21 protein-coding genes are annotated in these 26,488 nt (G+C 66.8%); 10 read left to right on the forward strand and 11 right to left on the reverse strand.

Annotated features, from left to right (window positions below; genetic code table 11):
• Window positions 1-6: 6 nt before the first annotated feature.
• The 3 genes from GQ56_RS0130515 to GQ56_RS0130530 all read right to left on the reverse strand — a co-directional run bounded on the left by GQ56_RS0130515 (window position 7) and on the right by GQ56_RS0130530 (window position 2,769).
• Window positions 7-1,344: an MFS transporter gene (locus GQ56_RS0130515; RefSeq protein ID WP_031402264.1), complete on the reverse strand. Its 1,338-nt coding sequence runs from the start codon at window positions 1,342-1,344 to the stop codon at window positions 7-9.
• Window positions 1,345-1,657: 313 nt separating this feature from the next.
• On the reverse strand, window positions 1,658-1,990 hold the full coding sequence (locus tag GQ56_RS0130520) for a putative quinol monooxygenase (RefSeq protein ID WP_052001067.1): 333 nt from the start codon (window positions 1,988-1,990) through the stop codon (window positions 1,658-1,660).
• 257 nt (window positions 1,991-2,247) lie between these two features.
• The gene (locus GQ56_RS0130530) at window positions 2,248-2,769 is read right to left on the reverse strand and encodes a GNAT family N-acetyltransferase (protein ID WP_031402266.1); all 522 of its coding nucleotides are present in this window, start codon (window positions 2,767-2,769) and stop codon (window positions 2,248-2,250) included.
• A 187-nt stretch (window positions 2,770-2,956) separates the two neighbouring features.
• Here GQ56_RS0130530 and GQ56_RS0130535 point away from each other — a divergent pair, with 187 nt between their 5' ends.
• Entirely contained in the window at window positions 2,957-3,340 is a 384-nt protein-coding gene (locus GQ56_RS0130535) for a hypothetical protein (protein ID WP_031402267.1), read from the forward strand.
• A gap of 236 nt (window positions 3,341-3,576) precedes the next feature.
• Here GQ56_RS0130535 and GQ56_RS39640 read toward each other — a convergent pair whose 3' ends face one another.
• The 4 genes from GQ56_RS39640 to GQ56_RS0130555 all read right to left on the reverse strand — a co-directional run bounded on the left by GQ56_RS39640 (window position 3,577) and on the right by GQ56_RS0130555 (window position 6,389).
• A complete protein-coding gene (locus GQ56_RS39640; protein WP_034197185.1) occupies window positions 3,577-3,666 on the reverse strand; it encodes a zinc-binding dehydrogenase in 90 nt (29 codons plus the stop codon).
• A 36-nt stretch (window positions 3,667-3,702) separates the two neighbouring features.
• Window positions 3,703-5,082 (reverse strand): FAD-containing oxidoreductase, encoded by a 1,380-nt coding sequence (locus GQ56_RS0130545; RefSeq protein WP_031402268.1) that lies wholly within the window; start codon window positions 5,080-5,082, stop codon window positions 3,703-3,705.
• A gap of 220 nt (window positions 5,083-5,302) precedes the next feature.
• Complete coding sequence (locus GQ56_RS0130550) at window positions 5,303-5,872, reverse strand: hypothetical protein (RefSeq protein ID WP_031402269.1); 570 nt, start codon at window positions 5,870-5,872, stop codon at window positions 5,303-5,305.
• A 52-nt stretch (window positions 5,873-5,924) separates the two neighbouring features.
• Entirely contained in the window at window positions 5,925-6,389 is a 465-nt protein-coding gene (locus GQ56_RS0130555) for a GNAT family N-acetyltransferase (protein ID WP_031402270.1), read from the reverse strand.
• Window positions 6,390-6,540: 151 nt separating this feature from the next.
• Here GQ56_RS0130555 and GQ56_RS0130560 point away from each other — a divergent pair, with 151 nt between their 5' ends.
• The 5 genes from GQ56_RS0130560 (at window position 6,541) to GQ56_RS0130580 (ending at window position 12,636) form a co-directional block, all read left to right on the forward strand.
• Entirely contained in the window at window positions 6,541-7,179 is a 639-nt protein-coding gene (locus GQ56_RS0130560) for a LysE family translocator (protein WP_031402271.1), read from the forward strand.
• Window positions 7,180-7,551: 372 nt separating this feature from the next.
• Window positions 7,552-8,316 carry a DUF3348 domain-containing protein gene (locus tag GQ56_RS0130565; protein ID WP_031402272.1) on the forward strand — a complete coding sequence of 255 codons (765 nt, stop codon included), beginning with the start codon at window positions 7,552-7,554 and terminating at the stop codon, window positions 8,314-8,316.
• A 10-nt stretch (window positions 8,317-8,326) separates the two neighbouring features.
• Entirely contained in the window at window positions 8,327-11,374 is a 3,048-nt protein-coding gene (locus tag GQ56_RS0130570; protein WP_031402273.1) for a DUF802 domain-containing protein, read from the forward strand.
• A gap of 3 nt (window positions 11,375-11,377) precedes the next feature.
• Window positions 11,378-12,022 carry an OmpA family protein gene (locus GQ56_RS0130575; protein ID WP_031402274.1) on the forward strand — a complete coding sequence of 215 codons (645 nt, stop codon included), beginning with the start codon at window positions 11,378-11,380 and terminating at the stop codon, window positions 12,020-12,022.
• Window positions 12,019-12,636 (forward strand): DUF2894 domain-containing protein, encoded by a 618-nt coding sequence (locus tag GQ56_RS0130580; protein ID WP_031402275.1) that lies wholly within the window; start codon window positions 12,019-12,021, stop codon window positions 12,634-12,636. Before GQ56_RS0130575 ends, GQ56_RS0130580 begins: the two co-directional genes overlap by 4 nt.
• 33 nt (window positions 12,637-12,669) lie before the next feature.
• Here the strand turns inward: GQ56_RS0130580 and GQ56_RS0130585 are convergent, their stop codons facing one another.
• The gene (locus tag GQ56_RS0130585) at window positions 12,670-13,173 is read right to left on the reverse strand and encodes a DM13 domain-containing protein (RefSeq protein ID WP_031402276.1); all 504 of its coding nucleotides are present in this window, start codon (window positions 13,171-13,173) and stop codon (window positions 12,670-12,672) included.
• A gap of 240 nt (window positions 13,174-13,413) precedes the next feature.
• Here GQ56_RS0130585 and GQ56_RS0130590 point away from each other — a divergent pair, with 240 nt between their 5' ends.
• Complete coding sequence (locus GQ56_RS0130590) at window positions 13,414-13,719, forward strand: DUF4148 domain-containing protein (protein WP_031402277.1); 306 nt, start codon at window positions 13,414-13,416, stop codon at window positions 13,717-13,719.
• 79 nt (window positions 13,720-13,798) lie between these two features.
• Here the strand turns inward: GQ56_RS0130590 and GQ56_RS0130595 are convergent, their stop codons facing one another.
• Complete coding sequence (locus tag GQ56_RS0130595; protein ID WP_031402278.1) at window positions 13,799-14,371, reverse strand: NADPH-dependent FMN reductase; 573 nt, start codon at window positions 14,369-14,371, stop codon at window positions 13,799-13,801.
• A gap of 32 nt (window positions 14,372-14,403) precedes the next feature.
• Entirely contained in the window at window positions 14,404-14,994 is a 591-nt protein-coding gene (locus GQ56_RS0130600) for a hypothetical protein (RefSeq protein ID WP_031402279.1), read from the reverse strand.
• Between the two features lie 638 nt (window positions 14,995-15,632).
• Between GQ56_RS0130600 and cml the strand changes: the two genes are divergently transcribed.
• Window positions 15,633-16,826, forward strand: coding sequence for a CmlA/FloR family chloramphenicol efflux MFS transporter (gene cml / locus GQ56_RS0130610; protein ID WP_031402280.1), 1,194 nt, complete (start codon window positions 15,633-15,635; stop codon window positions 16,824-16,826).
• Between the two features lie 468 nt (window positions 16,827-17,294).
• Here the strand turns inward: cml and GQ56_RS46950 are convergent, their stop codons facing one another.
• Complete coding sequence (locus GQ56_RS46950) at window positions 17,295-17,429, reverse strand: hypothetical protein (RefSeq protein ID WP_265183123.1); 135 nt, start codon at window positions 17,427-17,429, stop codon at window positions 17,295-17,297.
• Between the two features lie 32 nt (window positions 17,430-17,461).
• Here GQ56_RS46950 and GQ56_RS0130615 point away from each other — a divergent pair, with 32 nt between their 5' ends.
• Both GQ56_RS0130615 and GQ56_RS45690 read left to right on the forward strand, forming a co-directional pair.
• Window positions 17,462-26,344: a hemagglutinin repeat-containing protein gene (locus GQ56_RS0130615; protein WP_152601905.1), complete on the forward strand. Its 8,883-nt coding sequence runs from the start codon at window positions 17,462-17,464 to the stop codon at window positions 26,342-26,344.
• A gap of 59 nt (window positions 26,345-26,403) precedes the next feature.
• A partial coding sequence (locus GQ56_RS45690; protein ID WP_161788590.1) for a transposase occupies window positions 26,404-26,488 on the forward strand: 85 nt, incomplete at its 3' end.

Here is a 26,488-nt window from a genome sequence, read left to right on the forward strand (position 1 = left end):
GCGCGGTCATGCCGGGTCGCCGCGCGCACCGTCGGCCTGCGTGATGCGCGTCTCGCGCATCACGCACAGGGTCGCGACGGTCACGAGGCCGAGCGCGACGAGGAACAGCGACACGGGCCATGACGCGTGATAGCGCGCGAGCAGCGCGGTCGCGATCAGCGGCGACATCCCGCCCGCGAAGATCGACGCCACTTCATGCCCGAGCGCGACGCCCGAGTAGCGCACCTCGGTGCTGAACAGCTCGCCGACGAGCGCGGGCAGCGTGCCGATCATCGCGCCGTGGCTCACGGCCGTGCCCACCGTCAGCGCGAGCCAGACGAGCGGCGTCGCGCGCGTGTCGAGCAGCCAGAAGAACGGGAACGCGCACGCGACGAGGCTCAGTGCGCCGATCAGGTACACGGGTTTGCGGCCGATCCGGTCGGACAGCCGGCCCCACGCGAGCATCGCGCCCATTTCGACGATCATCGCGATCATCACGCCGGTCAGCATCACGCCGTTCGGGATGCCCACGTATTTGCCGTAGACCAGCGAGAACGCGAGAAAGATGTACGCGCCGCCGTTCTCGGCCACGCGCAGCCCCATCGCGAGCAGGATTTCCTTCGGGTGGCGGCGGATGCAGTCGACGATCGGCAGATGCGTGTGCGCGCCGCGTTTGCCGGCCTGCTCGAAATCGCGGCTTTCCGGCAGGTGGCGGCGGATATAGATGCCGATCGCGAAGATCGCGATGCTCGCGAGGAACGGCAGCCGCCAGCCCCACGCGCGGAACATGTCGTCCGGCAGCGCCTGCGCGGCGAGGAACGCGGCCGACGACAGCACGAAGCCGCCGCCCACGCCGAGCTGGCTCCATGCCGCGTAGTAGCCGCGCTGCGCGGGCGGCGCATTCTCGCTGATCATCAGCACGCCGCCGCCCCATTCGCCGCCGGACGCGATGCCTTGCAGCAGGCGCAGCGCGACGAGCGCCGCCGGCGCCCACAGGCCGACCTGCGCATAGGTCGGCAGCAGGCCGATCGCGAACGTCGACGCGCCCATGATCAGCAGCGTCCAGACGAGCGACGCCTTGCGCCCGTAGCGATCGCCGACGTGACCGAACACGATCCCGCCGAGCGGGCGCGCGACGAAGCCGAGCGCGAACGCCGCGAACGCGGCGAGGCTGCCGGCGAGCGGCGAGGCGCCGGGCGGGAAGAACACATGGCCGAACACGAGCGCGGCGGCGGTGCCGTACACGAAAAAGTCGTACCACTCCATCGCGTTGCCGGCGACGGAGGCGATGACGATCCGGCGCAGCTGCCGGTCGGCGAGCGGCTGGGCGGCGCTCGGGGATTGCACGGTGTCGGTCGGGTACATGGCGGACTCTGAAGGGGAGGCGGGTGCGTGCCGTCTTTTGCGGCACTGCAGGCCCCAGTGTTGTCGGCGCCGTGCCCCCGGTCAAATCCGCAGAAAAAGGGGCGTGTCATCACTCCCGCAAATGATGGTCGGCGCGCGGCGCTCGAACGCGGCGATGCGCTGAGCATGGTGGCGCGCGCGGTCGCGGAGAAACTGCGGTGACGCGGCGGCGACCGGGGCGGGGAACGCGATGACGGTCGGCTCGCCGTTCGGGCGGCCGACACACGGCATCGGGCATCGGGCATCGCGTGCGCCCGCGCCGTCCTGCTTCCGCCTACGCGAGACTGTCGGGCGCCAGCCGCAGCACGTTGGCGGGCGCGGCCCTGAATGTCGGGCCATGCGCATCGTTCGCGATCATGTGGGGCGTCACGTCGTGAGCGGCCAGCGCTTGCTCGGACGCCCAGCGCTCGATCAGCACGAAGCCGTGTTCGTCGCCGACGACGGGGTGCAGGTCGTACTGAAGACACCCGGGTTCGGCCCGGACGACGGGCGCCAGCCGTTCGAATGCGGCAATCTGCTCGTGACGTTTCCCGGGAAGGGTTTGAATCGAGATGACGAGCAGCACCTCGTGTTCGTTGCTCCGGCTTGGACGATCGACTTCGTTCATGGCGACTCCTGGCTGACGTGTGTGATGCCGGCGATGGAGCGGGGCGCCGTAAACGCAAAGAGCCCCGTCGCTTGCCGGCGGGGCTCCTGGTGCATGCAACTGCGACGATTACCGCGCGCGCACTCCGGACGACCCGCCGTTGGCGATGGTCGTCGTTGTGGTGATGCGTGCGAAGGGAACCGGATTGAGCTGCATAAATTCAAGATAACCTGATCGGCCCGGGCGCGTCAACGGCGCCGGCTTTCCGAGCCGGGGTGTCAGCGACGGTAGATGAATTCCAGGTCGGTCGAATCGCCGACCTTGAAATCGTACGTGCCGACCTGCCTGAAACCGGCCTTCTCGTAGAAGGCGATCGCCTTCGCGTTGCCGGACCACACGCCGAGCCATACGGGGCCGGGGCGTTCCGCCGCCAGATAGTCCAGCGCGGAATCGAACAGCGCGCGCCCGGCGCCGGTGCCTTGCGTGCTTCGCCGAAGATAGATCTGGTGAATTTCCCCCGAACCGTCGGCCACTTCCGGGTGCGGCAGCTTGCACGGCCCGGCGTGCGCATAGCCGACCAGTCCGCCGTCGTCGCTTTCGGCGACCCATGTGCGGTACTGCGGATCGGCGAGCTGCGCCGTGACCGCTTCCACCGAGTAGGTGTGCGCCTCGTACGCGGCAAGATCGTCCGGCGGGTAGCCGAGGTCGAAGCCGTCTTGCAGGAAGGTTTCGCGAAACGTGTCGCGCTTCAGCTCGGCGAGCGGGACGGCATCGGACAGGGTGGCAACGCGGATCAGCATTGAAGCGCTCTCGATTCGGTGGTCGGCCGGATAGTTTATCGTGAGCGGCACGAGGCTCGCGAGCGCCGGCATGCCGCGAACGCGCCGTGCGAGGCGCGGCGGGGCGCGCCCGGCAATCAGGCGGATGCCGATGGTTGATCGTCGGCGGACATGCTAGGATTTTTGCCAAACAACTTCGGAGACTGCCATGCCGTTCATCTGCGAAAACGTTGAATGCCGCGCCGTGCTCGCGCGCGGGCAGGTCAGGCCCCACCGGGAGGACGCGGGGTGGTGCTTCTACTGCCCGGATTGCCAGGCCAGGAACGAGTTGATGAATATCGGCGTGGCCGACGGCGCTGCCGAGCTGATCCAGCCGGAAAGGGCCAGCCCGCCGCACAAGGTGGTCGCGTCGGCCCGCCCGCTGGAGGATGGCCGATATGCAGCGGAGTTGAGCGTGCAGCGGGCGCTCGCCGTGAAGGGCACGTATGCGGCCGAGGAACACTGGGATCAGCTCGGGGTATTCGGCGACGCGCAGGACGCCGTCGCGCACGCGAAGTCGTTCGCAACCGACCTGCTGGGGCGGGCGGCCTAGCTGAAACTTTTCCGTAAGCGAAGAAGGGGCGTCACGCGCACGCGTGCGACGCCCCTTCGCGTTTTCCGTCCGTGTCCGCCAGCGGCTCGCCGCGTCCGGTTCCCGATCGGTACGCGCACCGATTGGCCGCGTCGGTTAGCGCACGAAGCCGCCGTTCCTTCCGTTCCTTGCGCGCGGCGTCCGGGTGCCGGGCGCCGGCTGCCGGTTCGCGCCGCGCAGGAGCCCTCTCGCCGGGCTCAGGCCGTGACGACGATCTTTCCCCTCTCGGCGCCGGCCTCCATGCACCGATGCGCGTCGGCGATGTCGTCGAACGCGAACGTGCGCACTTCGTCCGCCCTCCGCGCGGTGCCGCCCGCCGCGCGTCACGCGACCGGATGCAGATCCTGCAGCAGCGTCGGCACGAGCTCCGATACGGTCGGGTGAATGTGCATCGCGCGGCTGATCGTCGTGTACGGCGCGCCGGCGGCCATCACGTCGAGCATGCCGTGCACGACCTCGTCGCCGGTCACGCCGAGGATCGACGCGCCGAGGATCGCGTGGCTGTCCGCATCGACGATCACCTTCATGAAACCCTGGCTCTCGCCTTTTTCGACCGCGCGGCCGACGCGCGTCATCGGCCGCGTGCCGACGAGCAGCCGGCGGCCCGTCTGCTTCGCCTCCGCGAGCGTCATGCCGATGCGGCCGAGCGGCGGATCGATGTACATCGCGTACGCCGCGATGCGGTCGGACACCTTGCGCGGATCGTTGTCGAGCAGGTTGGCCGCGACGATCTCGTAGTCGTTGTACGCGGTGTGCGTGAACGCGCCGCGCCCGTTGCAGTCGCCGAGCGCCCAGATGCCGGGCACGTTCGTGCGCAACTGCTCGTCGACCTCGATATAGCCGCGCGCGTCGGTCTTCACGCCCGCACGGTCGAGCCCGAGATCGTCGGTGTTCGGCACGCGCCCGACCGCGAGCAGCAGGTGCGAGCCCGCGACCTCGCGGCCGCCGCCCGCGCAATCGAGGCCGACGACGATGCCGCTGCCGTCGCGCCGCGCGCTCAGGCAGTTCGCGTCGAGCTGCACGTCGATCCCTTCGTGTTCGAGGATCTCGCGCACGGCCTGCGACACGTCCTCGTCCTCGCGGCGGATCAGGCGCGGGCCCTTCTCGACGATCGTGACCTGCGAGCCGAAGCGCCGATACATCTGGCCGAACTCGAGCCCGACATAGCTGCCGCCGACGATCACGAGATGCCCGGGCAGGAAGTCGACGTCCATCATCGTCGAGTTGGTCAGGTACGGCACCGCGTCGAGGCCCGGCATCGGCGGCACCAGCGCGCGCCCGCCGACGTTGACGAAGATGCGTTCGGCGTCGAGCAGCTCGTCGCCCACGCGTACCGCGTCGGCGCGCTCGAAGCGGGCGTGACCCTGGAACACGGTCGCGTTCGAGAGGCCGCGCACCCATTGTTCGACACCGTGGTTCGAGCGCCCGGAGACCAGGTCCTTGCGCGCCTTCACGGCGCGCATGTCGACGCTGACGGGGCCGCCGACCGACACGCCGTATTCGCCGGCGCGCCGCGCGAGGTGCGCGGCGTACGCGCTGGCGATCAGCGTCTTGGTCGGGATGCAGCCGGTGTTCACGCAGGTGCCGCCGAAGCGGCCGCGCTCGACGATCGCGACTTTCATCCCGGTGGCCGACAGCCGCGCGGCGAGCGGCGGCCCGGCTTGCCCGGTGCCGATGACGATCGCGTCGAAGTGTTGCGTCATGACGTCCTCCTGTGCGGGTGCAGCGAGGGAACGCGTGCGGGCGTGCCGTGTGCGGGGCCGGCGCACGGTCGCGCGACGGCGAGCGCCTATGGTAGCCCGGTTGGCGTGCGTCCGCGAGCGGCGGCACGGCGCGCGGCGCGGGCGCGGAGGAGCGGGCTGGAGCCGGGCCGCGCCGGCCGCTGCGCGACGCGATCGACGCTGTTACGCGGTGGCGGCCGCGTCAGTCCTTGCGCTTCCACTGATTGAACGACACCGGCCGGTGCGCGTCGGCGCGCGTGACGGTGACGTGGTCGGGCTGATCCTCGAGCGGAAACGATACGGTGACGATCTGGCTCGAAAACAGCCAGCCGTGCGTGCGCGGGTCGTAGCGGAACGTCACGTAGTCGCTCCAGTGCTGCCCGCACGCGACGGCATTCTGCACGGTGAAATAGCGGCCCTTGACCGCGAGGCCGTCGTCGGCGAACTCGAACGGATCGCACTGGCCGCCTTCGTTCGCGCGCAGCACGACCTCGTCGTTGCGTGCGGCGAGCCGGTACGCGTGGTCGGCCTGTTCCTCGTAGATCAGCAGCGGGCGCGGCGACGGCTGCCCGAGCGTGTCGCCCTCCCGATGCGCGACGACGAGGAAACTGTGCCGGCCGTTGTCGAGATCCGGCCCGGCTTGCGCGAGCATCGGCTGGTAGCCGGGCGGCAGTTGCGCGGCGATCGACTTCGGCAGGTCGTCGGCGCGGGCGTGGAACGACAGCGCGGCGAGCAGCGGGAGGAGCACGATGGACGGGCGGAAAGCGCGCATGAAGGGAAGTCCGGTCGAAGGGAGGAGGGCAGGCGGGGCCGGCGGCGTGGCGTTACAGATCCCGCCCGAGGAACTCGGTGCCCGGCACCGGGTTGAACGCGACGGGCGGCGCGGGCGTGAAGCCCAGCGACGCATACAGTTGCCTGGCGGCGACGAATTCGGGCAGCACGTCCAGGCACATGCGCGCATAGCCGGCCGCCTTCGCGTCTTGCAGCAGCCGTTCGACGAGCCGGCGGCCGACCTGCAGGCCGCGCGCCTCGGGGCGCACGTACACGCGCTTCATCTCGCACGTCGTGCCGTCGATGGCGCGAAACGCCGCGCAGCCGACCGCGCGATCGCCGCGCCATGCGATCAGCAGCATGCCGCTCGGCGCCGCGTACTTGCCGGGCAGCGCGGCGATCTCGGGCTCGAAGTCCTGGAAAGCCAGGCTGACGGTGGGGCTCGCGATGTACTCGCGAAAGATCGCCTCGACGACGCCGGCGTCGTCGGGATAGCGGGCGGCGCGAATCTCGATCATGGGCAGCGGTGCGGAATGACGGGCAAGGGGGCAGCATAGCAGCGCAAGGCCGCTTCCGGTCAGGCGCGAAGCGTGCCAGAATCGTCGGCCGGATTACCGGAAACGACATGCCGGCGCCGGCGACCCGGCGCCGCTCACGAGGGAGATTTTGATGACTGCATCGGGTGCCGTACTCGCCATTCTGGCCGCGCTGTTCCTCGGCGCGATGATTCCGGGTCCGAGCTTCGTGCTGGTGGCGCGCAATTCGATCGGGCTGTCGCGCCGCGACGGGCTGGCCACCGCGCTCGGCATGGGGATCGGCGGGATCGTGTTCGGCGGCGTCGCGCTGGCCGGGCTGTATACGCTGCTGCAGGCCGTCGAATGGCTGTACGTGGGCCTGAAGGTGGCGGGCGGCGCGTACCTGGTCTACATGGCGTCGAAGATCTGGCGCGGCGCCGACCGGCCGATCGCGATGGACGATCCGCAGGCGATGGCCGCCGGCAGCGCGCGCAAGTCGTTCTGGACGGGCCTCACGACCCAGCTCAGCAACCCGAAGACGGCGATCTGGTACGGCAGCATCTTCGCGGCGCTGCTCCCGCAGCATCCGCCGCTGTGGTGCTATCTGGCGCTGCCGCCGCTCGTGTTCGCCGTCGAGTTCGGCTGGTACACGCTGGTCGCGCTGTGCTTTTCCACCCGCGGCCCGCGCGAACTCTACCTGCGCGCGAAGGCGTGGATCGACCGGATCGCCGCCGGCGCGATCGCCCTGCTCGGGCTGCGGCTGATCCTGAACGCGCCAAAAGCGGGGCTCTGAGCGCATTCGGTTCCGGCGGGCGTTGCATGGCGACCGGCCACTCCCGTGGACGGTTGCCGGAGCGAGCCGGCCGGCGCACCGCGCGAACGCGCATCGCGGTTCCGGAATCCGCAAGCGGTCCGGAACCGTTCTTTCCTTCTCTTCATGCGCCCCCGTCGGGCGATTCGCCCGGCGACCCGCGCCCACTCGTCGGCCGGGCCGCCTCCGACAGCCTCCCCGACGCCTTCCGGGCAGCCTGCCGAAGCCCGCAAAGCCTTGCGCGACGGGCATCCGGGCATGCCGCGCCGGGCACCGGCAGGCACCGCGCGCCCGATTCTGGCGGTCGACCGCCCCGCGACGTGTAAACTGCTGCCTTTTTTGACGGTTTGCAGCATGGTGCAAGCACCTCCGCGCCCGGCGTTGAGCGGTCCGACCCTCGTCCGGCTGCTCGCGCGCGCGGCCGATGCCGACGTCGCGGAATCCCGCCAGTCGCTGTCCGACCGGTTGAGCCAGTGGCTCGGCTGGACCGACGCGATCACTCTGTCGTCCGCGCTGAACGCAAGCCCGCCCGGCGTCGCGGCCGGCGTGCGCGGCTACGATGCCGAGCGCGATTGCGCGCGCGTGCGTCACGATCTCGCGCAGGCGATCACTGCTTCCAGCCGGCCGCCCGCGCGGCGCCGGCCCGGCGACATGCCGCCGCCGGCCGCCGACACGGCCGATTTCGCGGATTTCCGCCAGCGTTACCTGACGCTGCAGCAGGACATGGAAACGGCGATCGGCCAGTTGCGCGGCAGGTTGCGGGTCGCGCTCGCCGCGCGCTCGTCCGGGATGGCGCGGCTCGCGACGCTCGACGCGATCATGGAGCGGGTGCTCGGCGCACGCGAGCGCAGCCTGCTGTCCGCGGTGCCCGCGCTGCTCGGCACGCGTTTCGGGCGGCTGCGCGACGCGGAACGGCAGGCGCTGGCCGATGCCGAATCCGCGGTCGCGGCCGATCCGGCCGATCACGTCGCGCCGGCGGATGGCGCGGCCGTTGCGGCGATCGTGCCCGGCGCATGGCTCGACACGTTTCGCGACGAGATGCGCAGCATCCTGCTTGCCGAACTCGAAGTCCGGTTTCAAACGGTAGACGGGCTGCTCGCGGCCCTTCGCACCTGCTAATCAACACGCTATGTCCAGAATTCGCATTGATCTTGTTGTCTTCGTCGCCGGTCTGCTCGCCGTGGTCTGGATCGGTGGCGGCTATGCCGCGTCGAACCCGCTGGCCTCGGCCGTCACGCTGCTGATCGGCGCGTGCTACGTCGCCGGCGCCTGGGAACTGCTGCGCTACCGGCAGGCGACCGCCACGCTGTCGCGCGCGGTCGCCGGCCTGGGTGAGCCGCCCGCGACGCTCGACGCGTGGCTCGACACGCTGCCGCCGGGCTTGCGCGGCGCCGCGCGGGCGCGGGTCGAGGGGGCGCGCGTCGCGCTGCCCGGCCCGGCGCTCACGCCTTACCTCGTCGGCCTGCTGGTGCTGCTCGGCATGCTCGGCACGCTGCTCGGGATGGTCGTGACGCTGAAGGGCACGGGCGCCGCGCTCGAAAGCGCGACCGATCTCGACGCGATCCGCGCGTCGCTGATCGCGCCGGTGAAGGGGCTCGGCTTCGCGTTCGGCACGTCGATCGCCGGGGTCGCGACGTCCGCGATGCTCGGGCTGCTGTCGGCGCTCGCGCGCCGCGAACGGATCGACGCGGGCCAGCAGCTCGACGCGAAGATCGCGACGACGTTGCGCGTGCATTCGTCGGCGCACCGGCGCGACGAATCGTTCCGGCTGCTGCAGCGCCAGGCCGACGTGATGCCGGCGCTGGTCGACCGGCTGCAGACGATGATGACGACGCTCGAGGCGCGCAGCGTCGCGCTGCATGATCGCCAGCTGGAAAGCCAGCAGGCGTTCTTCGAGCGGACCGAGCGCGCGTACGCGGGTCTGGCGTCGAACGTCGGCGATGCGCTGAAGGAAAGCGCGGCCGAGAGCGCACGCGTGGCCGGCGCCGCGCTGCAGCCGGTCGTCGCGGCGACGATGACGGGGCTGGCGCAGGAGATGGCCGCGCTGCGCGATACCGTGACGGGCGCGGTGCAGCGCCAGCTCGACGGGCTTACGGAAGGCTTCGCGAAGACCACCGGCGACGTGACGGCCGTCTGGACCCGCGCGCTCGACGAACAGCGCCGCGCGGGCGACGCCGTCGCGCAACAGCTGCAGACGACGCTCGGCCAGTTCACCGACACGTTCGCGCAGCGCTCGACGGGGCTGCTCGACGGCGTGGCGACGCGCCTCGAATCGACCGAGCGTCGCCTGTCGGATGCGTGGCACGATGCGCTGTCGCGCCAGGAGCAGGTCGGCGAGACGCTGGCCGGCCAGCACGCGCGTGCGCTGGGCGAAGCCGCAGCGACCTTCGAACGGCATTCGGGCGCGGCGCTCGCCGCGATGCGCGAATCGCACGCGGGGTTGCAGACGGATCTGGCCGCGCGCGACGAACAGCGCCTCACGGCCTGGAACGATTCGCTGGCCGCGATGGCCGCGAAGCTCGGTGACGAATGGCAGCGTGCGGGCGCGCATAGCGCGGGCCGCCAGCAGGAAATCTGCGACGCGCTTGCACAAACGACGCGCGACCTCACCACGCAGGCCTCGACGTTCGAACAACGCTCGAACGATCTGCTGTCGACGATCCGCGATTCGCACACGGGTCTGCAAACGCAACTTGCCGCACGCGACGAAGAGCGTCTGTCGGCATGGAACGACTCGCTGGCCGCGATGGCCGCGAAGCTCGGCGACGAATGGCAACGCGCAGGCGTACACAGCGCGGGCCGTCAGCAGGAAATCTGCGACGCGCTTGCACAAACGACGCGCGATCTCACCACGCAAGCCTCGACGTTCGAACAACGCTCAAACGATCTGCTGTCGACGATCCGCGATTCGCACACGGGCTTGCAAACGCAACTCGCCGCACGCGACGAACAGCGTCTGTCGGTATGGAACGATTCGCTGGCCGCGATGGCCGCGAAGCTCGGCGACGAATGGCAACGCGCAGGCGTACACAGCGCGGGCCGTCAGCAGGAAATCTGCGACGCACTTGCGCAAACCACGCGCGACCTCACCACGCAAGCCTCGACGTTCGAACAACGCTCGAACGATTTGCTCTCGACGATCCGCGATTCGCACACGGGCTTGCAAACGCAACTCGCCGCACGCGACGAACAGCGTCTGTCGGCATGGAACGACTCGCTGGCCGCGATGGCCGCGAAGCTCGGCGACGAATGGCAGCGCGCGGGCGTACACAGCGCGGGCCGTCAGCAGGAAATCTGCGACGCACTTGCGCAAACGACGCGCGACCTCGCCACGCAGGCCTCGACGTTCGAACAACGCTCGAACGATCTGCTGTCGACGATCCGCGATTCGCACACGGGCCTGCAAGCCCAACTCGCCGCACGCGACGAACAGCGTCTGTCGGCCTGGAACGATTCGCTCGCGGCAATGGCGGCCGCGCTGCGCGACGAATGGGCGCAGACGAGCGCGCAAGCGGCAACCCGCCAGCAGGACATCTGCGACACGCTGACCCGCACCGCGAACGACATCACCGCGCAGGCGCAGGTGCATGCGAGCGACACGATCAACGAGATCGCGCGTCTCGTGCAGGCGGCGTCGGAAGCGCCGAAGGCTGCCGCCGACGTCGTCGCCGAATTGCGCCAGCGCCTGTCGGACAGCCTGGTGCACGACACCGCGATGCTCGAGGAGCGCAGCCGCCTGCTCGCGACGCTCGAAACGCTGCTCGGCGCGGTCAACCACGCGTCGACCGAACAGCGCACCGCGATCGACGCGCTCGTCAGCACGTCGGCCGACCTGCTCGACCGCGTCGGCGCGCGCTTCAACGACACCGTCGATGCCGAAACGCGCAAGCTCGATTCGGTCGCCGCGCAGGTGAGCGCGGGCGCCGTCGAGGTGGCGAGCCTCGGCGATGCGTTCGGCGCGGCCGTGCAGGTGTTCGGCGAATCGAACGACAAGCTGCTGACCCATCTGCAGCGCATCGAGGCCGCGCTCGAGAAATCGCTCGCGCGCAGCGACGAACAGCTCGAGTATTACGTCGCGCAGGCGCGCGAGGTGATCGACCTGAGCATGCTGTCGCAGAAGCAGATCGTCGAGGACCTGCAGCAGCTCGCCGGCCGGCGGGCGTCCGTCGGAGCGTAACGCATGCACGACGAAATCGACGACGGCGCGCCCGCCGCGCCGGTATGGCCCGCGTTCGCCGACCTGATGTCGGTGCTGCTCGGCGCGTTCGTGCTGATCCTCGTCGGCGTGATCGGCATGCAGCTCCAGCTCACGTCGAAGCTTGAGGAAGCCGTGCGTGCGCGCCAGCAGGAGGCGCAGCAGCGCAAGTCGCTCGAGCAGGCGCTCGCCGGGCCGCTCGCGGCCGGCCGCGTGACGCTCGTGAACGGCCGCATCGGCATCAGCGGCAACGTGCTGTTCGCACTGAACTCCGACCAGTTGCAGCCCGCGGGCCGCGACCTGATGAATACGCTGGCCACGCCGCTGGCCGCCTACCTGAAGACGCGCGACGAGATCCTGATGATCAGCGGCTTCGCCGACGACCAGCAGGTGCATGCAGGCAACCGCCAGTTCGCGGATAACTGGGAGCTGTCGGCCAAGCGCGCGTTGACGGTCACGCGGGCGCTGATCGACGCCGGCGTGCCGGCCTCGTCGGTGTTCGCGGCCGCGTTCGGCTCCGAGCAGCCGGTCAGCTCGAACGCGGACGACGAAGGCCGCGCGAAGAACCGCCGCGTGGAGATCGCGCCGGTGCCGCGCAAGAGCGCGTCGAACGGAGGGAAGGCGCCGTGACCGACGACGCGACGCACGTGCGCGCGACGCTCGACGCCTGGCGCGAGCAGGGCGCCGATCGGCTCGATCCGGTGCGCTTTCACCGGATCGATGCGCTCGAGCGGCGCGCGGCGACGCTCGACGGCGCTGCGCGCGTATTGCTCGATGCGCGGCTGGCGGCGCTGATCGACGGTTTTGCGGCAGTCGTGGCGCGGGCCGGTGAGGCCGCTGCCGCGCTCGACCCGGCGCACGCCGCGGCAGGCGCGCCTGCGCGCGGTGCGCTCGCGGCACTCGTCGAACGGCTCGCGCGCGACGCGCAGGCCGACCGGCGCGGGCCCGATCCCGAGCTGGTCGACTACTTCCGCACGATGTGGTCGAAGGTCCGCACGGAACAGCAGTACCGTCAGTCGCTCGACCAGGTGCCGCGCAACGCGGGGCCGCTCAATTCGAACAGTCTCGTGCACCGTTCGCTGTCGACGATGCGCGAACTGTCGCCGGAATACCTGCAGCAGTTCCTGTCGTACGTCGATGCGCTCGCGTGGCTCGAGGATCTCGCCGGCGGCGGCGCGCAACCCGAGAAGGACGCGCCGCGCGCGAAAGCGGTGAAGAAGGGCGCGCGCGGCAAGAGCCGGTAACGCGCGGGCACGCGCCGTCGCTGCCGGGGCCGGTTACATCGACGTCAGGCCCGACGCCGGTGCGTCTTGATAGCGCGCCGCGCTGATGAATGTCGAGAAGCGTTCGCACCAGATCACGACCGACGTGTATTGCGCGGGATTCACGTCGTCGGGAAGCGGCACGACGAAATTGCCGAATGTCTTCAGGTCGCCCACGCGTGCGGCGCGCGCCTTGATCGCGAGGAACGACGCTCGCGTATCGACGAAGGCCGGCACGAGATAGATCTTGTAGTCGGGGCCCGGTGCGATGTCGCCTTCGAACGCGATCGACGAATCGGTGACGGTCAGCTTGCCGTCCGCCCAGTGCAGTGCGTCGCTGCCCGGCAGGTTGCGTTCGAAGCGGCCGGTATGACGTGCGTTTTCCGCGGCCACTTGCAGTTCGACGGCGCTGGCGCCTTCCGACGCCGTGAGGATCGGCAGCACGTAGATGCCCGCGGCAAAAGCCGCGAGGCCCGTCGCGAGATGCGATGCGACCAGTATCCAGATTCCGGTTTTCATGTCGGACCTTTTGAACGGGAACAGAGGGTGGCGCGGGGCCACATGCCTGTAGTCGCGCGGGCCGGCGGAATCTGACAGCCGGTCGGCTTGCCGTCGAACACGCCGTTCCTGCCGCGCACGCTGCGTGACAGCGGCATCGCGACGCGACGCCGAATTTTCTTCGTCGGCGCGTGTCATCTTTGCGCACGCGGATCGACTCACTCTCCGTCGACAACGTCGTCGACGCCCAGGAGAGATCAAATGAACAAGCTTGCCCTGTATGTTCTTGCGACGGTTGCCGCGGCCGCATCCGTTTCCGCGTGGGCCGCGCCGGAGTCCACCGTGACGCGCGCGCAGGTGAAGGCCGAACTGGCCGCGCTGCGCGCGGCCGGCTACCGTCAGAACGGCGAGGACCCGTACTATCCGGCACGACTGGCGGAAGCGCTGAAGAAGATCGGTTCGACCGGCACGTCGACGGCCGATACCAGTGGATACGGAATGGCGGCACCGGCCGCGAGCGAATCGGGCCCGATGGCGGCCGACCGGCCGATCTATCGTGGACGATGATCCGGGCAGGACGTTGCGCCTGTCGATGGGCGCAACGTTCGATTGATCCAGGCCGCGATGGATCGCCGCATACGCAACGTCAGCGCGTTGACGTGCCTTCGGCAATCGCCGCGCCGAACGCGTGCAACGCGTCGGCCAGCGCCGCCGTGAACGGCGGATGGGCGGCGATGCCCGCCGAGTCGAGCCGGCTGCCGAGCACCGGCAGCGTAATCGACGCGTGCTCGACGATGTGCGCCGACATCACCGACAGCGTTTCCCGTAGCGCCGCGTCCGCATGCGTCGCGCGCGGCGACGCATTCAGCACCGCGACCGGCTTGTACACGAACGCTTCACATCCCACGACCCAGTCCAGCGCGTTCTTCATCACGCCGGTCACGCCGTGCGCGTATTCCGGGCTCGCGATCAGCACGCCGTCGGCCGCGATCAGCCGATCGATCAGGTCGCGCACGGCGGCGGGCGACGGATATTCCGCGTCGGGATTGAACAGCGGGAATTCGCCGAGGCGATCGAAGCGCACGATGCGCATGCCGCGCGGCGCGACGAGCGCGGCCGCGTCGAGCAGCGCGGCGTTGTACGACTGCGAACGGAGGCTGCCGCACAGGGCGACGATGTCGATGCGTCGGTCGGCGTCGGTTCGGGGATCGGTGGTCATCGTGCGGCGTTCCGGTTGGCGGATCGCACGGATTATCGCATCGTCGCTCCGATCGCGTCGGCCATCCCCGCCGCGTGCGCGAACGCGCCGAGTTCCCACCCGGCGCCGAGCAACAGCCGCCGCGTGTGCAGCGCGCCGTGTACCTCGTCGGCAACGGCTTCGCCGAGATAGCGCAGCGCACGGCCCTCGATATCGACGAAACCGTGCCGGTAGTTCCGGGCGAGCGTCGTCCACAACCGTGCGGCGCCGATCGACTGGCGTGCGCCGCTGACCAGGCACAGGCCTGCGTCGAGCCCCCAGCGATACAGCGTCGTCGCGAGGCCGCGGCGTTGCATCGTGCCGCGCAGCCGCGTATGCGGCGCGCGCAGGTAGCGGTCGGCGCGACGCGGGATTTCGGGCAGGCGGTTGAACACCGTATAGCCGGCGAGCTGGCGCGCGGCCGGATCTTCGACATACAGGAAGTATTCGCCGTCCGCCTCGCGGTGGCGGACGATCAGGCCGGAGCGGCCGAGCGCGACGGCCGGCAGGCCGTGCAGGCGATGGCCCGGATGGTGCAGGCGTGCGTAGAGGGTGTCGAGTTCATCGTCGATGTCGTGCTGGGAATGCTGTACGTCGATACGCATGGCAAAAGGCGCCCGTCCCGGGCGCATCGAGAAAGGGGTTCATCGCAAAAGGGAAGCGGAACGGCTGCGGCCCCCGGCTCGGCGAAGCGAGCCGGGGCCGCGAATCAGCTGGGGATGTGCTGGAAACCGGCGGCGATCGCGGCGAGGCCCGCGATGCAGAGTGCGAACAGGATCAGGACTTTGTGGATCACGCCTCTCTCCTCATGAATGCGCGGCGCCGAAGGGCGGTGCCGCGGAGACGGTGACGGCGGGCACGGCCCGCGCGGCCGTCGTGCGGGACGACGGTCGGAGGTCCGGCCGACAGATCGAGCGCGGACGGCCAGCACCATACGCGAGGTGCCGGGGGCGGGCAATCGGACCGGCGGAGAAAGGCGGAGAAACACGACGAATCGGGGTGTTTCGCGACAATCGGTCGCAACAGGGGGGCGTGCCGATGCCGTATCCCGGTGCTTGTCTCGAAATGACATACACTTCACGGCAAACGAACTTCACCAGGATCTGATCATGGGAGCGGGCCCGTCCACGGATCGCTGAGCCGCAACGACCTTCTTTACCCGGTTGTTGCGGCGATCTCCTCTCGTCACTGAGTCTGCAGGCAGATTGCCGCCGGAATTCCCTTTCTGAGCGGATGCCTTGTCATGCCTGATCAATCCGTGCCCGCATGGGCCGTTTCGTTGCCGTCGGCGTTGTTGCTGATGGTCCCTTTCGATCTCCTCGCGTCGCTGGCGATGGACGTCTATTTGCCGGTGATTCCCGAGATGCCGGCCGCGCTCCATACGTCGCCCGCGATGGTTCAACTGACGCTGAGCGTCTACATGGTCGTCCTCGGCCTGGGGCAGATGGTGTTCGGCCCGTTGTCCGATCGCTTCGGCAGGCGGCCGGTGCTCCTGGGCGGCGCGCTGCTTTTTTCGGCGGCGTCCCTGGCGCTCGCGACGGCAAGTCGCGGAACCGTATTCGTCACGCTGCGCGTGCTGCAGGCGGCAGGTGCGTCGGCGGCGCTGGTCGCGACTTTCGCGACGGTGCGTGACGTCTATGCCGAACGCCCCGAGGGCGCCACGATATACAGCCAGTTCGGCGCGATTCTGGCGTTCGTGCCGGCGCTCGGGCCGATGCTCGGCGCGGGCATCGCGCACGGCTTCGGATGGCGCGCGATCTTCGTGACCCTCGGCCTGGCCGGTTGTCTGGCGGCCGGCCGCGCGTGGTCGCGATGGCATGAAACGCGGCCGCGGACGCAGTGCAGGTCGTTGCGGTCCGTTGCGTCGATCCTGCGCAATCCGTCCTTCCTGGTCTACGCGTTCGGCTTCGGCACCGCGATGGGCGCGTTCTTCGTGTTCTTCTCGATCGCGCCGCGTGTGCTGATCGACCGGGTCGGATTGTCCCGTCCGGAGTTCAGCGCGGCTTTCGCATCGGTTGCGCTCGTCATGATCGTTGCATCGCGCTTTGTCGCGCGGTTCGTGTCGAGCTGGGGCGTGCCGCGCTGCTTCGTTCGGGGCGCTGTCGTCATGATGGCAGGGGCGATCACGCTGGCAGCCTGCACGGTACTGATGGCGCCGTCGTTCGTCGCGTTCGTGATGCCGATGTGGATCGTCGCGATCGGCATCGTCCTGATGTCGGCGGTGACCGCGAACGGCGCGCTGCGGGATTTCGACGACGTCGCCGGCACGGCAGTCGCGCTGTATTACTGCGTCCAGAGCCTGATCGTCGGCGGCATCGGGACGGTCGCGATTCTCGTGCTGCCGGGCGATACTCCGTGGCCCTTGGTGGCTTTCTGCCTGTGCATGCCGGCGGCGTGCTGTATCGCAATCACCGTCGTGAGACGACAGGGCGGCTGAGGGTTCGCGCGTTTGTTGCAAGTACGCGACACGGCAGGGCTTGCGTCGACCTGTTGCGAACCCCTCCGGTCGCAAGCCGACCGAATGATCAAAGTGTCAATACGAATCTGACGTGCCGATTTCGCGCCCGCTGTTTCGGGCGCGTTTTCTTCATGGGCCGGAGGCGTGCGCTTCACGCTCGATAGTGGATGGAGAACTGCCGATTTCCTCGGTGATGGGGTGACTGCGGTGTGATGTCTTCTGAAGCGTGACGATGCCGGTCGAGAAGTTATTTTGAATATTCAATGTATTTAGGATGGCGTATGTGTTTGCAAAGATGGTTTCGAACCGTTAAAAACGGAAGTGAAATTTTTGTCGTAATAGGCCGTGTCGTAGGGAAGTTGAGCGAATGAGATGGTGGGAATGAGATTTTCGCGTATCTCAGAACTCCGAAATTTTTTATTCATGATGTCGTGATAACAAATATTTCTATACATTACGTCGCGAGAGACCAATCGAATTCGTCACGATCCGGGTGAAGAAGAGGCGGGGAATTTCGGCGTCGCCGATGTCGACGCTGTCGACCTCTTCATCGCTTGTCTTCCGGCGATGTTCCAGATCCATTCGCCTGGCGCGTTGAACGCGCCCGCCGTGCCATGAACAAAACCCAATATCGTCTGGTATTCAGTCACATCCGCGGCATGTTGATCGCGGTCGAAGAGACGGCGTGCTCGTCGGGGAAAACCAGCCGTGGAGAGATCGCCCGCGCCGTTCAGACGCGGCGCGCGGCGGTACGGTTTGCGTTGCGTCACATGGCGTTTGCGGCGTTGCTTGCCGCAAGCGCGGTGCCGCTCAGGGTGCCGGCACAGGTGGTGGGGGCGGGAGGGAATGCGCCAAAGGTCATTCAGACCTCGAACGGCCTGCCGCAGGTCGATATCAACAAGCCCGGCGGTGCCGGCGTTTCGCTGAACACGTATTCCCGGTTCGACGTTCAGAAACCGGGTGTGATCGTGAACAACTCACCGGTAATGACGAACACCCGGCAGGCCGGCTATATCAACGGCAATCCGAATTTCGGCGCGAACGATGCGGCCCGGATCATCATCAATCAGGTCAACAGCAACAACCCGTCGCAACTGAGAGGGTATGTCGAGATCGCCGGCCAACGTGCGGAAATGATCATCTCGAATCCGTCGGGGCTGGTGGTCGATGGTGGCGGTTTCATCAACACATCGCGTGCAATTCTCACGACCGGAACGCCGAACCTGAATGCGGACGGATCGCTGGCCGGTTTCAATACGACGCGCGGCCTCATCACGGTGCAAGGCGCCGGCCTGAATGCGACCAACGTCGATCAGGTGGATCTGATCGCCCGGGCGGTTCAAACGAATGCGGCCATTTATGCAGGCAACCTGAACGTGGTGGCCGGCGCGAATCAGGTCAATCACGACACGCTGCAGACGACGCGCATCCAGGGCGAAGGCGCGGCACCGGCCGTGGCGATCGATGTCGGCCAGTTGGGCGGCATGTACGGCAACCGGATTTTCCTGGTCGGTACCGAGAGCGGAGTCGGGGTCCGGAACGCCGGCACGATCGCGGCCGATGCGATGGGCCTGACGCTGACGACGGACGGTCGGCTCGTGCAGTCGGGCGAGGTGAGTTCGCTCGGCAATGTCGCGGTATCGGCCGCCGGTGGCGTCGAGAACAGCGGCACGACCTACGGTCGGCAGTCGGTCTCGTTGAATACCGGTGCCGATGTGGAGAATACGGGTACGCTCGCCGCGCAGCATGACGTGGGCGTGACGGCCGCTTCGCTGAATTCGACCGGCCTGCTCGGCGCGGGCGTGAACAGCGACGGTGTCGCCACGCAAACGGGCGATCTGCAACTCTCGGCCACGGGCCAGTTGAACGCGACCGGGAAGAACGTCGCGGGCGGCAACGTAGCGGCAACTGGCGCCGGCGTGAACCTCGCCGGCAGCACGACGGCTGCGAACGGCAACCTGTCGCTGGCTGCGACGAATGGTGACGTGAACCTTGCCGATGCGACGACGAGCGCACAAGGCTCGGTCCTGGCATCCGCAGCCGGCACGGTCGTCAACGATCGCGGCAACCTGACGAGCGGTGGCAGTACGACGCTGGCGGCCGGCAACGTCTCGAACCGGAACGGCGAGGTTTCGTCGCAGGGCAAGTTGTCGGCAACGGTCGCGAACCGGATCGCGAACCAGTCCGGCGTATTGGTTTCGCAGGGCACGGTGGCGTTGCGCGGCGGCACTGTCGAGAACCGGCAAGGCACGATCCAGAGTGCCGGGCACGCCGACGTGGTCGGGACGACGATCGACAATACGGCCGGCCGGATCACGTCCCTCAACACCGAAGGCCTGGTGCTGACCGCGACCGGCCGGCTCACGAACGCGGCCGGTACGACGGCGAACGGCGCACAAGGTGGCGTGATCGGTGGTAACGGCGACGTGACCGTACAAGGCGGCAACATCGCGAACCACGCGGCGATGACGTCGAACGGGAATCTGCGGGTGACCGGGCGGTCGGTCGACAACAGTGGCGGGACGTTGAAGGCCGCGAAGCAGGTGGCGGTCGATGCGGGCTCGCGCCTGACCAATAGCGGTGGCACGATCGTCGGCCAGACCGCGGCGCTGACCGGCACGACCCTCGACAACGGCGCGGGAGACGTTCAAGCCGTCCAGCTTTCGCTGACTGCAACCGATCTCGTGAACCACGGCGGCACGATCACGCAGACCGGCGCCGGCGCGATGGCCGTCAATGTGTCGCGCACGCTCGACAATTCCAACGGCGGCACGCTGCAAACCAACAGTACCGACCTGACGCTCGCCCCGACGTCTGTCGTCAACGACGGAGGTACGATCACCCATGCCGGCAACGACACACTGACGCTCGGAAGCGGTTCGGGCACGGTATCGAACGTGGGCGGTTCGATCGCGAGCAACGGGCGCGTTGTCGCGCAAACCGGCACGCTGAACAACGCATCGGGCTCGATCAACGCGCAGACCGGATTGACCGCCAATGTCGCCGGCACGCTGAACAATACGAACGGCAAGCTGTTGTCGAATACGGACCTGAGTGTCACCAGCGGTACGCTGGCGAACGATGGCGGCCAGATCGGTGCGGGCACGAACGCGACAATCCACTCAGGCTCGATGACGAACCAAGGCGGTTTGATCGTCGCGCCGAACCTGTCGGTCACGGCAGACTCGACGCTGGATAACAGTGGCGGCACGCTCGAGACCAATCTGCTTGCGCTCGCGGCCGCCAACCTCGTCAACCACGGTGGCACGATCACGCAGTACGGGGCGTCGGCGATGGACGTGAATGTCGGCGGCACGCTCGACAACTCGACGGGTGGCGTGATCCAGACCAACAGCACGGATCTGACGCTCAAGCCCGCCCAGCTGAACAACGCTGGCGGCACCATCACACATGCCGGCACGGGCACGCTGATGATTGCGCCCGGTAATGGCGCCAGCGCGTTGAACAACGCGTCAGGCACCATCGTGACGAAGGGACAAGCGGTCGTCGATGCGAGCAGCTGGAACAACGCGAGCGGTATTCTCGCGGCGCAGCGCGGCATCGACGCCACGATTGCGGGCGACGTGAACAACGCGCAGGGCCTGCTGCGATCGGACGCGTCGCTGTCGTTGAAGAACGGTGGCGCGCTGTCGAATCGGGGCGGCCATGTGCAAGCCGGGCAATCGACTGCGGGCGACACCAGCACGCTCGACATTCAATCCGCTTCGATCGACAACGCGGACGGCGCGATTGTCGACCTCGGTACGGGCAAGATGACGGTGCAGGGCGTCAGCCAGATTGCGAACAGTCATGCCGGCGGTGTGTCGGGTATGGGTGCCATTACCGGTAACGGCGACGTGACGGTCAGCGCGGCGTCGATCGGCAACACGCAGGGCGGTCAGCTCAGTGGTGCATCGCTGCATGTCCAGGGGGACTCGCTCGACAACAACGGTGGCACCATCGGTAACGTCACGAATTCGAACGGCGACGTGAACGTCATGACGACCGGTGCGATCACGAACACGAACGGCCAGATCAGTTCGACGCACGACCTGTCGGTCACAGCGGCCGCGCTGCAAGGTGGCGGCACATACGCGGCGACGCACGACGCCAACGTGAACCTGCAGGGCGATTACAGTGTGGCATCCGACACGCAGTTCAACGTCGGTCACGATCTCGCCTTCACGTTGCCCGGCACTTTTACGAACCACGCGAACCTGCAATCGGTCAACAACCTGAGCGTCGACGCGGGCAACATCGTCAACGCGGGCGCCTTGACGGCCGGCGGCTTGCTGCGCACGCAGTCGACCGATTTGACCAACACGGGGGCGCTGGTAGGCGCCAGCGTATCGCTCAACGCGACGAATACGGTCTCGAACCTCGGGCCGACCGCGTTGATTGGCGGTTCGGACAGCAACGGTACGCTCGAGATTCTCGCGCGTGACATCGAGAACCGCGACGACACGACGGCCACCGACTCGATGGCGACGACGGCCATCTTCGGCATGGGCAAGGTTGTACTGGCCGGCGGCAAGGATGCGAGCGGCAATTACAGGATCGCGGCGCTGGTGAATAACGTGTCTGCCCTGATCCAGTCCGGAGGCGACATGGAATTGCACGCCGACAAGGTGGCAAGCACGCGCCGCGTGATGAAGACTTCCACCAGCCAGATCGATCCGGCATCGCTCGCGCAGTTCGGCATCAGTATGTCCGGGTGCGCGGCGTATTTTGTGGGGAATTGCATGGGTCAGACGAGTTACGGTATCCAGAACCCTACACCGGAACAAGCGGCCGAACTGATCAAGCAGCCGGGCGGCATGTTCATTTCGCCGCCTCATAGCGGTCAATGGAACAGCAGCTATCAGTTCACGACCTACTATGCCGACAGCGCGACGGCGACGACCGTGACGGACATCAGCCCGGCCGCGCAGATCGTGTCGGGCGGCAAGATCGATGCGTCGTCCGTCAGCACGCTGCAAAACTACTGGAGCAACATCGCCGCGGTCGGCGACGTCGAGATGCCGGCGCACTACGACGCCGACGGCTGGGCGGCATCCGGCCAGAAACTGCCGGGCGTGACGGTCTCCTACTCGGGGCAGTATCACTACAACAACTACGACAATTCCGAACACGACTGGCAGCTACCGTTCGGCAATGCGCCGTTCGTGACGGGGCGTCCGGGCGGCTTTACGCAGGCGGCGCCGGCCTCGATCAAGGACTACAAGCTACCGCGTTATGATCCGACGTTGAATTCGAACGGCACGATTTCGGGAACGGGGGTGAGTGTCAACAACACGGCGGGCAATGCATCAATGCCGTCGCTCGGCTTGCTGCCGGGACAATCGGTGCCGGGCCTCACGCCGACCAACCTGAGCGGTAACGCGAGCGGTGCGAAATCGGGCGCATCGTCGGTGCACGACAGTCCGCCGGCGCCGGTCGATCCGATCATCGCCAGTGCGACGGCGCTGAATGTACTGAACAACCTCACGATTCCGCAGGGCGGGCTGTACCGGCCGACTACCGCGCCGAATGCGAACTACGTGATCGAGACGAACCCGGCGTTCACGAATCAGAAGAATTTCATTTCGAGCGACTACTTCTTCGGTCAGCTTGGCGTCGATCTCACGCATATTCCGAAGCGTCTCGGCGACGGCTTCCATGAGCAGCAGCTCGTGCGCAATCAGGTGACGGCGCTGACCGGCAAGGCGGTGCTGGGGCCGTACGCTGATCTGCAAACGATGTATCAGTCGTTGATGACGGCGGGCGCGGATCTGTCGAAGTCGCTCGATCTGCCGATGGGCGCGAGCCTGTCGGCCGAGCAGGTGTCGAAGCTGACCAGCAACGTGGTCATGATGGAGACGCGCGTGGTGGACGGCCAGTCGGTGCTGGTGCCGGTCGTGTATCTCGCGCAGGCGAACCAGCAGAATGTCAACGGCCCGCTGATCAGTGCGACGAACATCGATTTCCAGAACGCACAGACGTTCACGAACAGCGGCACGATCAAGGCGGACAACACGCTTGCGATCCAGGGCAAGCAGATCGACAACGCGTTCGGCGCGCTGCAAAGCGGCGGGCTGATGTCGCTGAAGACCGAGAACAACATCGACCTGACGTCGGCGAATGTGAAGGCCGGCAGTCTGCAACTGGATGCCGGCAAGGACCTGATTCTCGATACGGCGACGAAGACCAACACGCGCGTGAGCCGGGACGGTGCGACGAGCGTGGTGACGACGCTCGGGCCGACCGCGAAGCTGGATGTCGCGGGTGATGCGTTGATCGTTACCGGAGGTAACTTCCAGCAGAACGCGGGCAACCTGTCGGTCGGCGGCAACCTTGGCATGAACGTCGGCGGCGACTGGGATCTCGGTGCTGTGCAGACGGGCGAGCACAAGATCGTGCAACGGGCGAACGGTGTGTCGAATACCGACATCAACAAGGTCACCGGCAGTTCGGTGACGGTTGGCGGGCAATCGATTGTCGGTGTTGGCGGCGACATTGCCGCGAAGGGCGCGCAGATCGATCTTGGCCAAGGCGGCACGCTTGCGGCGAAGGGCAACGTGACGCTCGGCGCGGCGAGCGCGACGTCGACGGTGAACAGCAACAGTTCAGGCAGTGATAGTCACGGCAGCTACGCGGACACGCTGCATACGTCCGATCAGGCGCTGACCGGGACGACGCTCAAGAGCGGCGACACGGTCAACATCGTGTCGGGCAAGGACATTACCGTCAGCGGCAGCGTGATCAGTCTCGACAAGGGCAACGCGAACCTGGTGGCGGCCGGCGATGTGAATATCGGTGCGGCAACCGAGACGCATGAGCTGAGCTCGCACGAAACGCACAGCCATAGCAATGTGGTGAGCGGCGTGAAGGTCGCGAGCGGGATCGACCAGGCCATGACGTTGAATCAGGGCAGTCTGGTGTCAGCGGACGGCGTGAATATCGTCAGCGGGAAGGACGTCAATGTTCAGGGCAGTACCATCGTCGGAACGAACGATGTAGCGCTCACTGCTGCACGCAACGTGACGGTTACGACGTCGCAGGATACCTTGCAGTCGTCGAGCTACTACGACAAGAAGGAATCGGGTTTGATGTCAGGCGGCGGCCTGTCGGTGTCGATTGGCAGCAGTTCTCTGAAGACGAACAGTCAGTCGACCGAGGTGTCGAACAACGGCAGTACGATCGGTTCGCTGAAGGGCAACGTCAGCGTTACTGCTGGAAACGACCTGCACGTGACGGGAAGCGACCTGATCGCAGCGAAGAATCTTAGCGGTACAGGCGCGAACGTGATGATCGACGCGACGCAGGACACGCATCATCGCGGCGAAACACAGGAAGTCTCGAAGAGCGGCCTGACGCTGGCGCTGAAGGCACCGGTGATCGATGCGGTATCGAATGCCGTTGGTCAATCGCGCGCGTCTGGCAATAGCCAGGACGGTCGCGCGGCAGCACTGCACGGGATGGCGGCGGCCAGTGCCGCGTGGGATGCGAACATGGCCGCGGGCGATGCGGTCCGGGCTCTGGGGGCGGGCGAAACGCCTCAGTTCAAGGTCGAAGTCAGCGTCGGCAGCAGTCACAGCAAGAGCGCGTTCTCCGAAGACGGCGTGACGAATCGCGGTTCGAACGTGAACGCGGGCGGGACGGTGGCGTTTGCGGCGGCCGGCAACGGTCAGGCTGGCAGTGGCAATGTGACGATAGCCGGCTCGAACGTGAACGCAAATGATGTGATCCTGGCGGCGAAGAACCAGGTCAATATCGTCAATACGACGGATGCCGATTCGACGCGCAGCACTAACGAGTCGAAGAGCGCGAGCGTGGGTGTGTCGGTCGGCACGGGTGGGTTCGGTATTTCCGCGGCGATGTCGAAGGCCAACGGCGATGGCAACAGCGATCTGGCCACGCAGAACAACAGCCATGTGAACGCAGCAAACGGCGTGACGATCATCTCGGGCGGCGATACGAACATCATCGGCTCGAACGTGAAGGGCAATCAGGTGAACGCCGATGTGGGCGGGAATCTGAACATTGTCAGCGTGCAGGATACGCTGACGAGCGCGGCGCATCAGTCGAGTTCGGGCGGCGGCTTCAGCATCAGCCAGGGCGGCGCCAGTGCGAGCTTCAGCCAGAGCAAGGGCAACGCGTCGAGCAGCTATGCGGGCGTCAATGAACAGGCCGGGATTCACGCGGGCGATGGCGGCTTCAATATCAACGTCACCGGCAATACCGACCTGAAGGGCGGGCTGATCGCGAGCGACGCGGATGCGTCGAAGAATTCGCTGACGACGGGTTCGCTGTCCTTCTCGGACATCCAGAATCAGTCGCACTACGATGCAAGCTCGAGCGGCTTCAGCGCGGGTGCGACGACCGGTGACGGCGGGATGAACTACAGCACGCACGGCAGCGCATCGGGCAAGAATGCCGGTGGCGCCGCGCCCATGCTTGGTCAGAACGACAGCGGAAGCGACAGCGCGACGACGAAGAGTGGCGTGAGTGCGGGGACAGTAACGATTACGGATTCGGCGAACCAGAAGCAGGATGTGGCGAGCTTGAACCGCGATACGACGAACACGAACGGGACGGTCGCCAAACTTCCGGACATGCAGAATCTGCTGGCCAATCAGTCGGACATGATGGCTGCAGCCAGCGCGGCTGGCGAGGCCGTGTCGCGCCGGATCGGAGACTACGCGGACGAGATGAAACGGCAAGCCGAGAAGAATGGCGATCAGGCAGGTGTCGACGCGTGGAAGGAAGGCGGAGCGAACCGCGCGCTGATGCAAGGTGCCGGCGCGGCGCTGGTGACGGGAGTGGCGGGCGGCAATGCAGTAGGCGGCGCAGCCGGTGCGGCGATTGCATCGATCGCGTCGGGCAAGCTGAACGAGTTGAGCAGCGCGATCGAGGGCAGCGATCCGACCGGCAACGCCAATATGAATCAGGCGCTGGGCAACATCGTGGCGAACGCGCTTGCGACGGGGGCCGGCGGTGTCGTGGGCGGTGAATCGGGGGCGTTCTCGGGGTACAACGTTGACCGGTTCAATCGACAGCTTCATCCAGATGAATACGCGCGAGCAAAGAAGGACGCGAAGATCGTAGCGGAGAAGCTTGGGATAAGTCTGCAGGAAGCCGAGGGGCGAATCGTGGCTGAAATCCTTCGCAATTCCGACGAGCAGACAGCAGAGGCATCCGGCGGCAAACACGATTGGGAAATTCGCAGCATCGTTGGTTGCCAAAACCTGAATTGCGATGGCTACAAGAACGATTCACAGTATGCGAATCACGATTACAACAGCCAGTACATCAAGCCAAATCAGGACGCATACAACGCGGGACAGAAGCAGCTTGGAACAGGGCTGACCGATGCAGAATTGCGTAATCAGAATATCGCATATGAGCGCACAGGAAAGACGGCTATTGCCGTGACTGCCTGTTTGGTGTCGGGAGGTACTGCTTGTAAAACAGCAGCTTCTGGACTGGCAACCACGCTTGGGTTGAGCTTTTTGTAGTGGTCTAATGAACCCGGACACTGATTTAGGCGAGAATGCTCGCCATGAAGAGGTGTCTAATGACCAAGCGACGTCGTACGTTTTCCCCGGAGTTCAAACAGCAAGCCGCGTGTCTGGTGCTCGACCAGGGCTATAGCCATATGG

The sequence above is a fragment of the Burkholderia paludis genome (assembly GCF_000732615.1).
Lineage (GTDB): Bacteria > Pseudomonadota > Gammaproteobacteria > Burkholderiales > Burkholderiaceae > Burkholderia > Burkholderia paludis.

Bases quoted from the DNA above. Each gene is read 5' to 3' on its own strand.
- GQ56_RS0130570 (WP_031402273.1), top strand. From the start codon at position 8,327: ATGTCCAGAATTCGCATTGATCTTGTTGTCTTCGTCGCCGGTCTGCTC.
- GQ56_RS0130585 (WP_031402276.1), bottom strand. From the start codon at position 13,173: ATGAAAACCGGAATCTGGATACTGGTCGCATCGCATCTCGCGACGGGC.
- GQ56_RS0130575 (WP_031402274.1), top strand. From the start codon at position 11,378: ATGCACGACGAAATCGACGACGGCGCGCCCGCCGCGCCGGTATGGCCC.
- GQ56_RS0130555 (WP_031402270.1), bottom strand. From the start codon at position 6,389: ATGATCGAGATTCGCGCCGCCCGCTATCCCGACGACGCCGGCGTCGTC.
- GQ56_RS0130530 (WP_031402266.1), bottom strand. From the start codon at position 2,769: ATGCTGATCCGCGTTGCCACCCTGTCCGATGCCGTCCCGCTCGCCGAG.
- GQ56_RS0130520 (WP_052001067.1), bottom strand. From the start codon at position 1,990: ATGAACGAAGTCGATCGTCCAAGCCGGAGCAACGAACACGAGGTGCTG.
- GQ56_RS46950 (WP_265183123.1), bottom strand. From the start codon at position 17,429: ATGGATCTGGAACATCGCCGGAAGACAAGCGATGAAGAGGTCGACAGC.
- GQ56_RS0130590 (WP_031402277.1), top strand. From the start codon at position 13,414: ATGAACAAGCTTGCCCTGTATGTTCTTGCGACGGTTGCCGCGGCCGCA.
- GQ56_RS0130515 (WP_031402264.1), bottom strand. From the start codon at position 1,344: ATGTACCCGACCGACACCGTGCAATCCCCGAGCGCCGCCCAGCCGCTC.
- GQ56_RS0130565 (WP_031402272.1), top strand. From the start codon at position 7,552: ATGGTGCAAGCACCTCCGCGCCCGGCGTTGAGCGGTCCGACCCTCGTC.
- GQ56_RS0130595 (WP_031402278.1), bottom strand. From the start codon at position 14,371: ATGACCACCGATCCCCGAACCGACGCCGACCGACGCATCGACATCGTC.
- GQ56_RS0130535 (WP_031402267.1), top strand. From the start codon at position 2,957: ATGCCGTTCATCTGCGAAAACGTTGAATGCCGCGCCGTGCTCGCGCGC.
- GQ56_RS0130545 (WP_031402268.1), bottom strand. From the start codon at position 5,082: ATGACGCAACACTTCGACGCGATCGTCATCGGCACCGGGCAAGCCGGG.
- GQ56_RS0130615 (WP_152601905.1), top strand. From the start codon at position 17,462: ATGAACAAAACCCAATATCGTCTGGTATTCAGTCACATCCGCGGCATG.
- GQ56_RS0130600 (WP_031402279.1), bottom strand. From the start codon at position 14,994: ATGCGTATCGACGTACAGCATTCCCAGCACGACATCGACGATGAACTC.
- cml (WP_031402280.1), top strand. From the start codon at position 15,633: ATGCCTGATCAATCCGTGCCCGCATGGGCCGTTTCGTTGCCGTCGGCG.
- GQ56_RS0130550 (WP_031402269.1), bottom strand. From the start codon at position 5,872: ATGCGCGCTTTCCGCCCGTCCATCGTGCTCCTCCCGCTGCTCGCCGCG.
- GQ56_RS0130560 (WP_031402271.1), top strand. From the start codon at position 6,541: ATGACTGCATCGGGTGCCGTACTCGCCATTCTGGCCGCGCTGTTCCTC.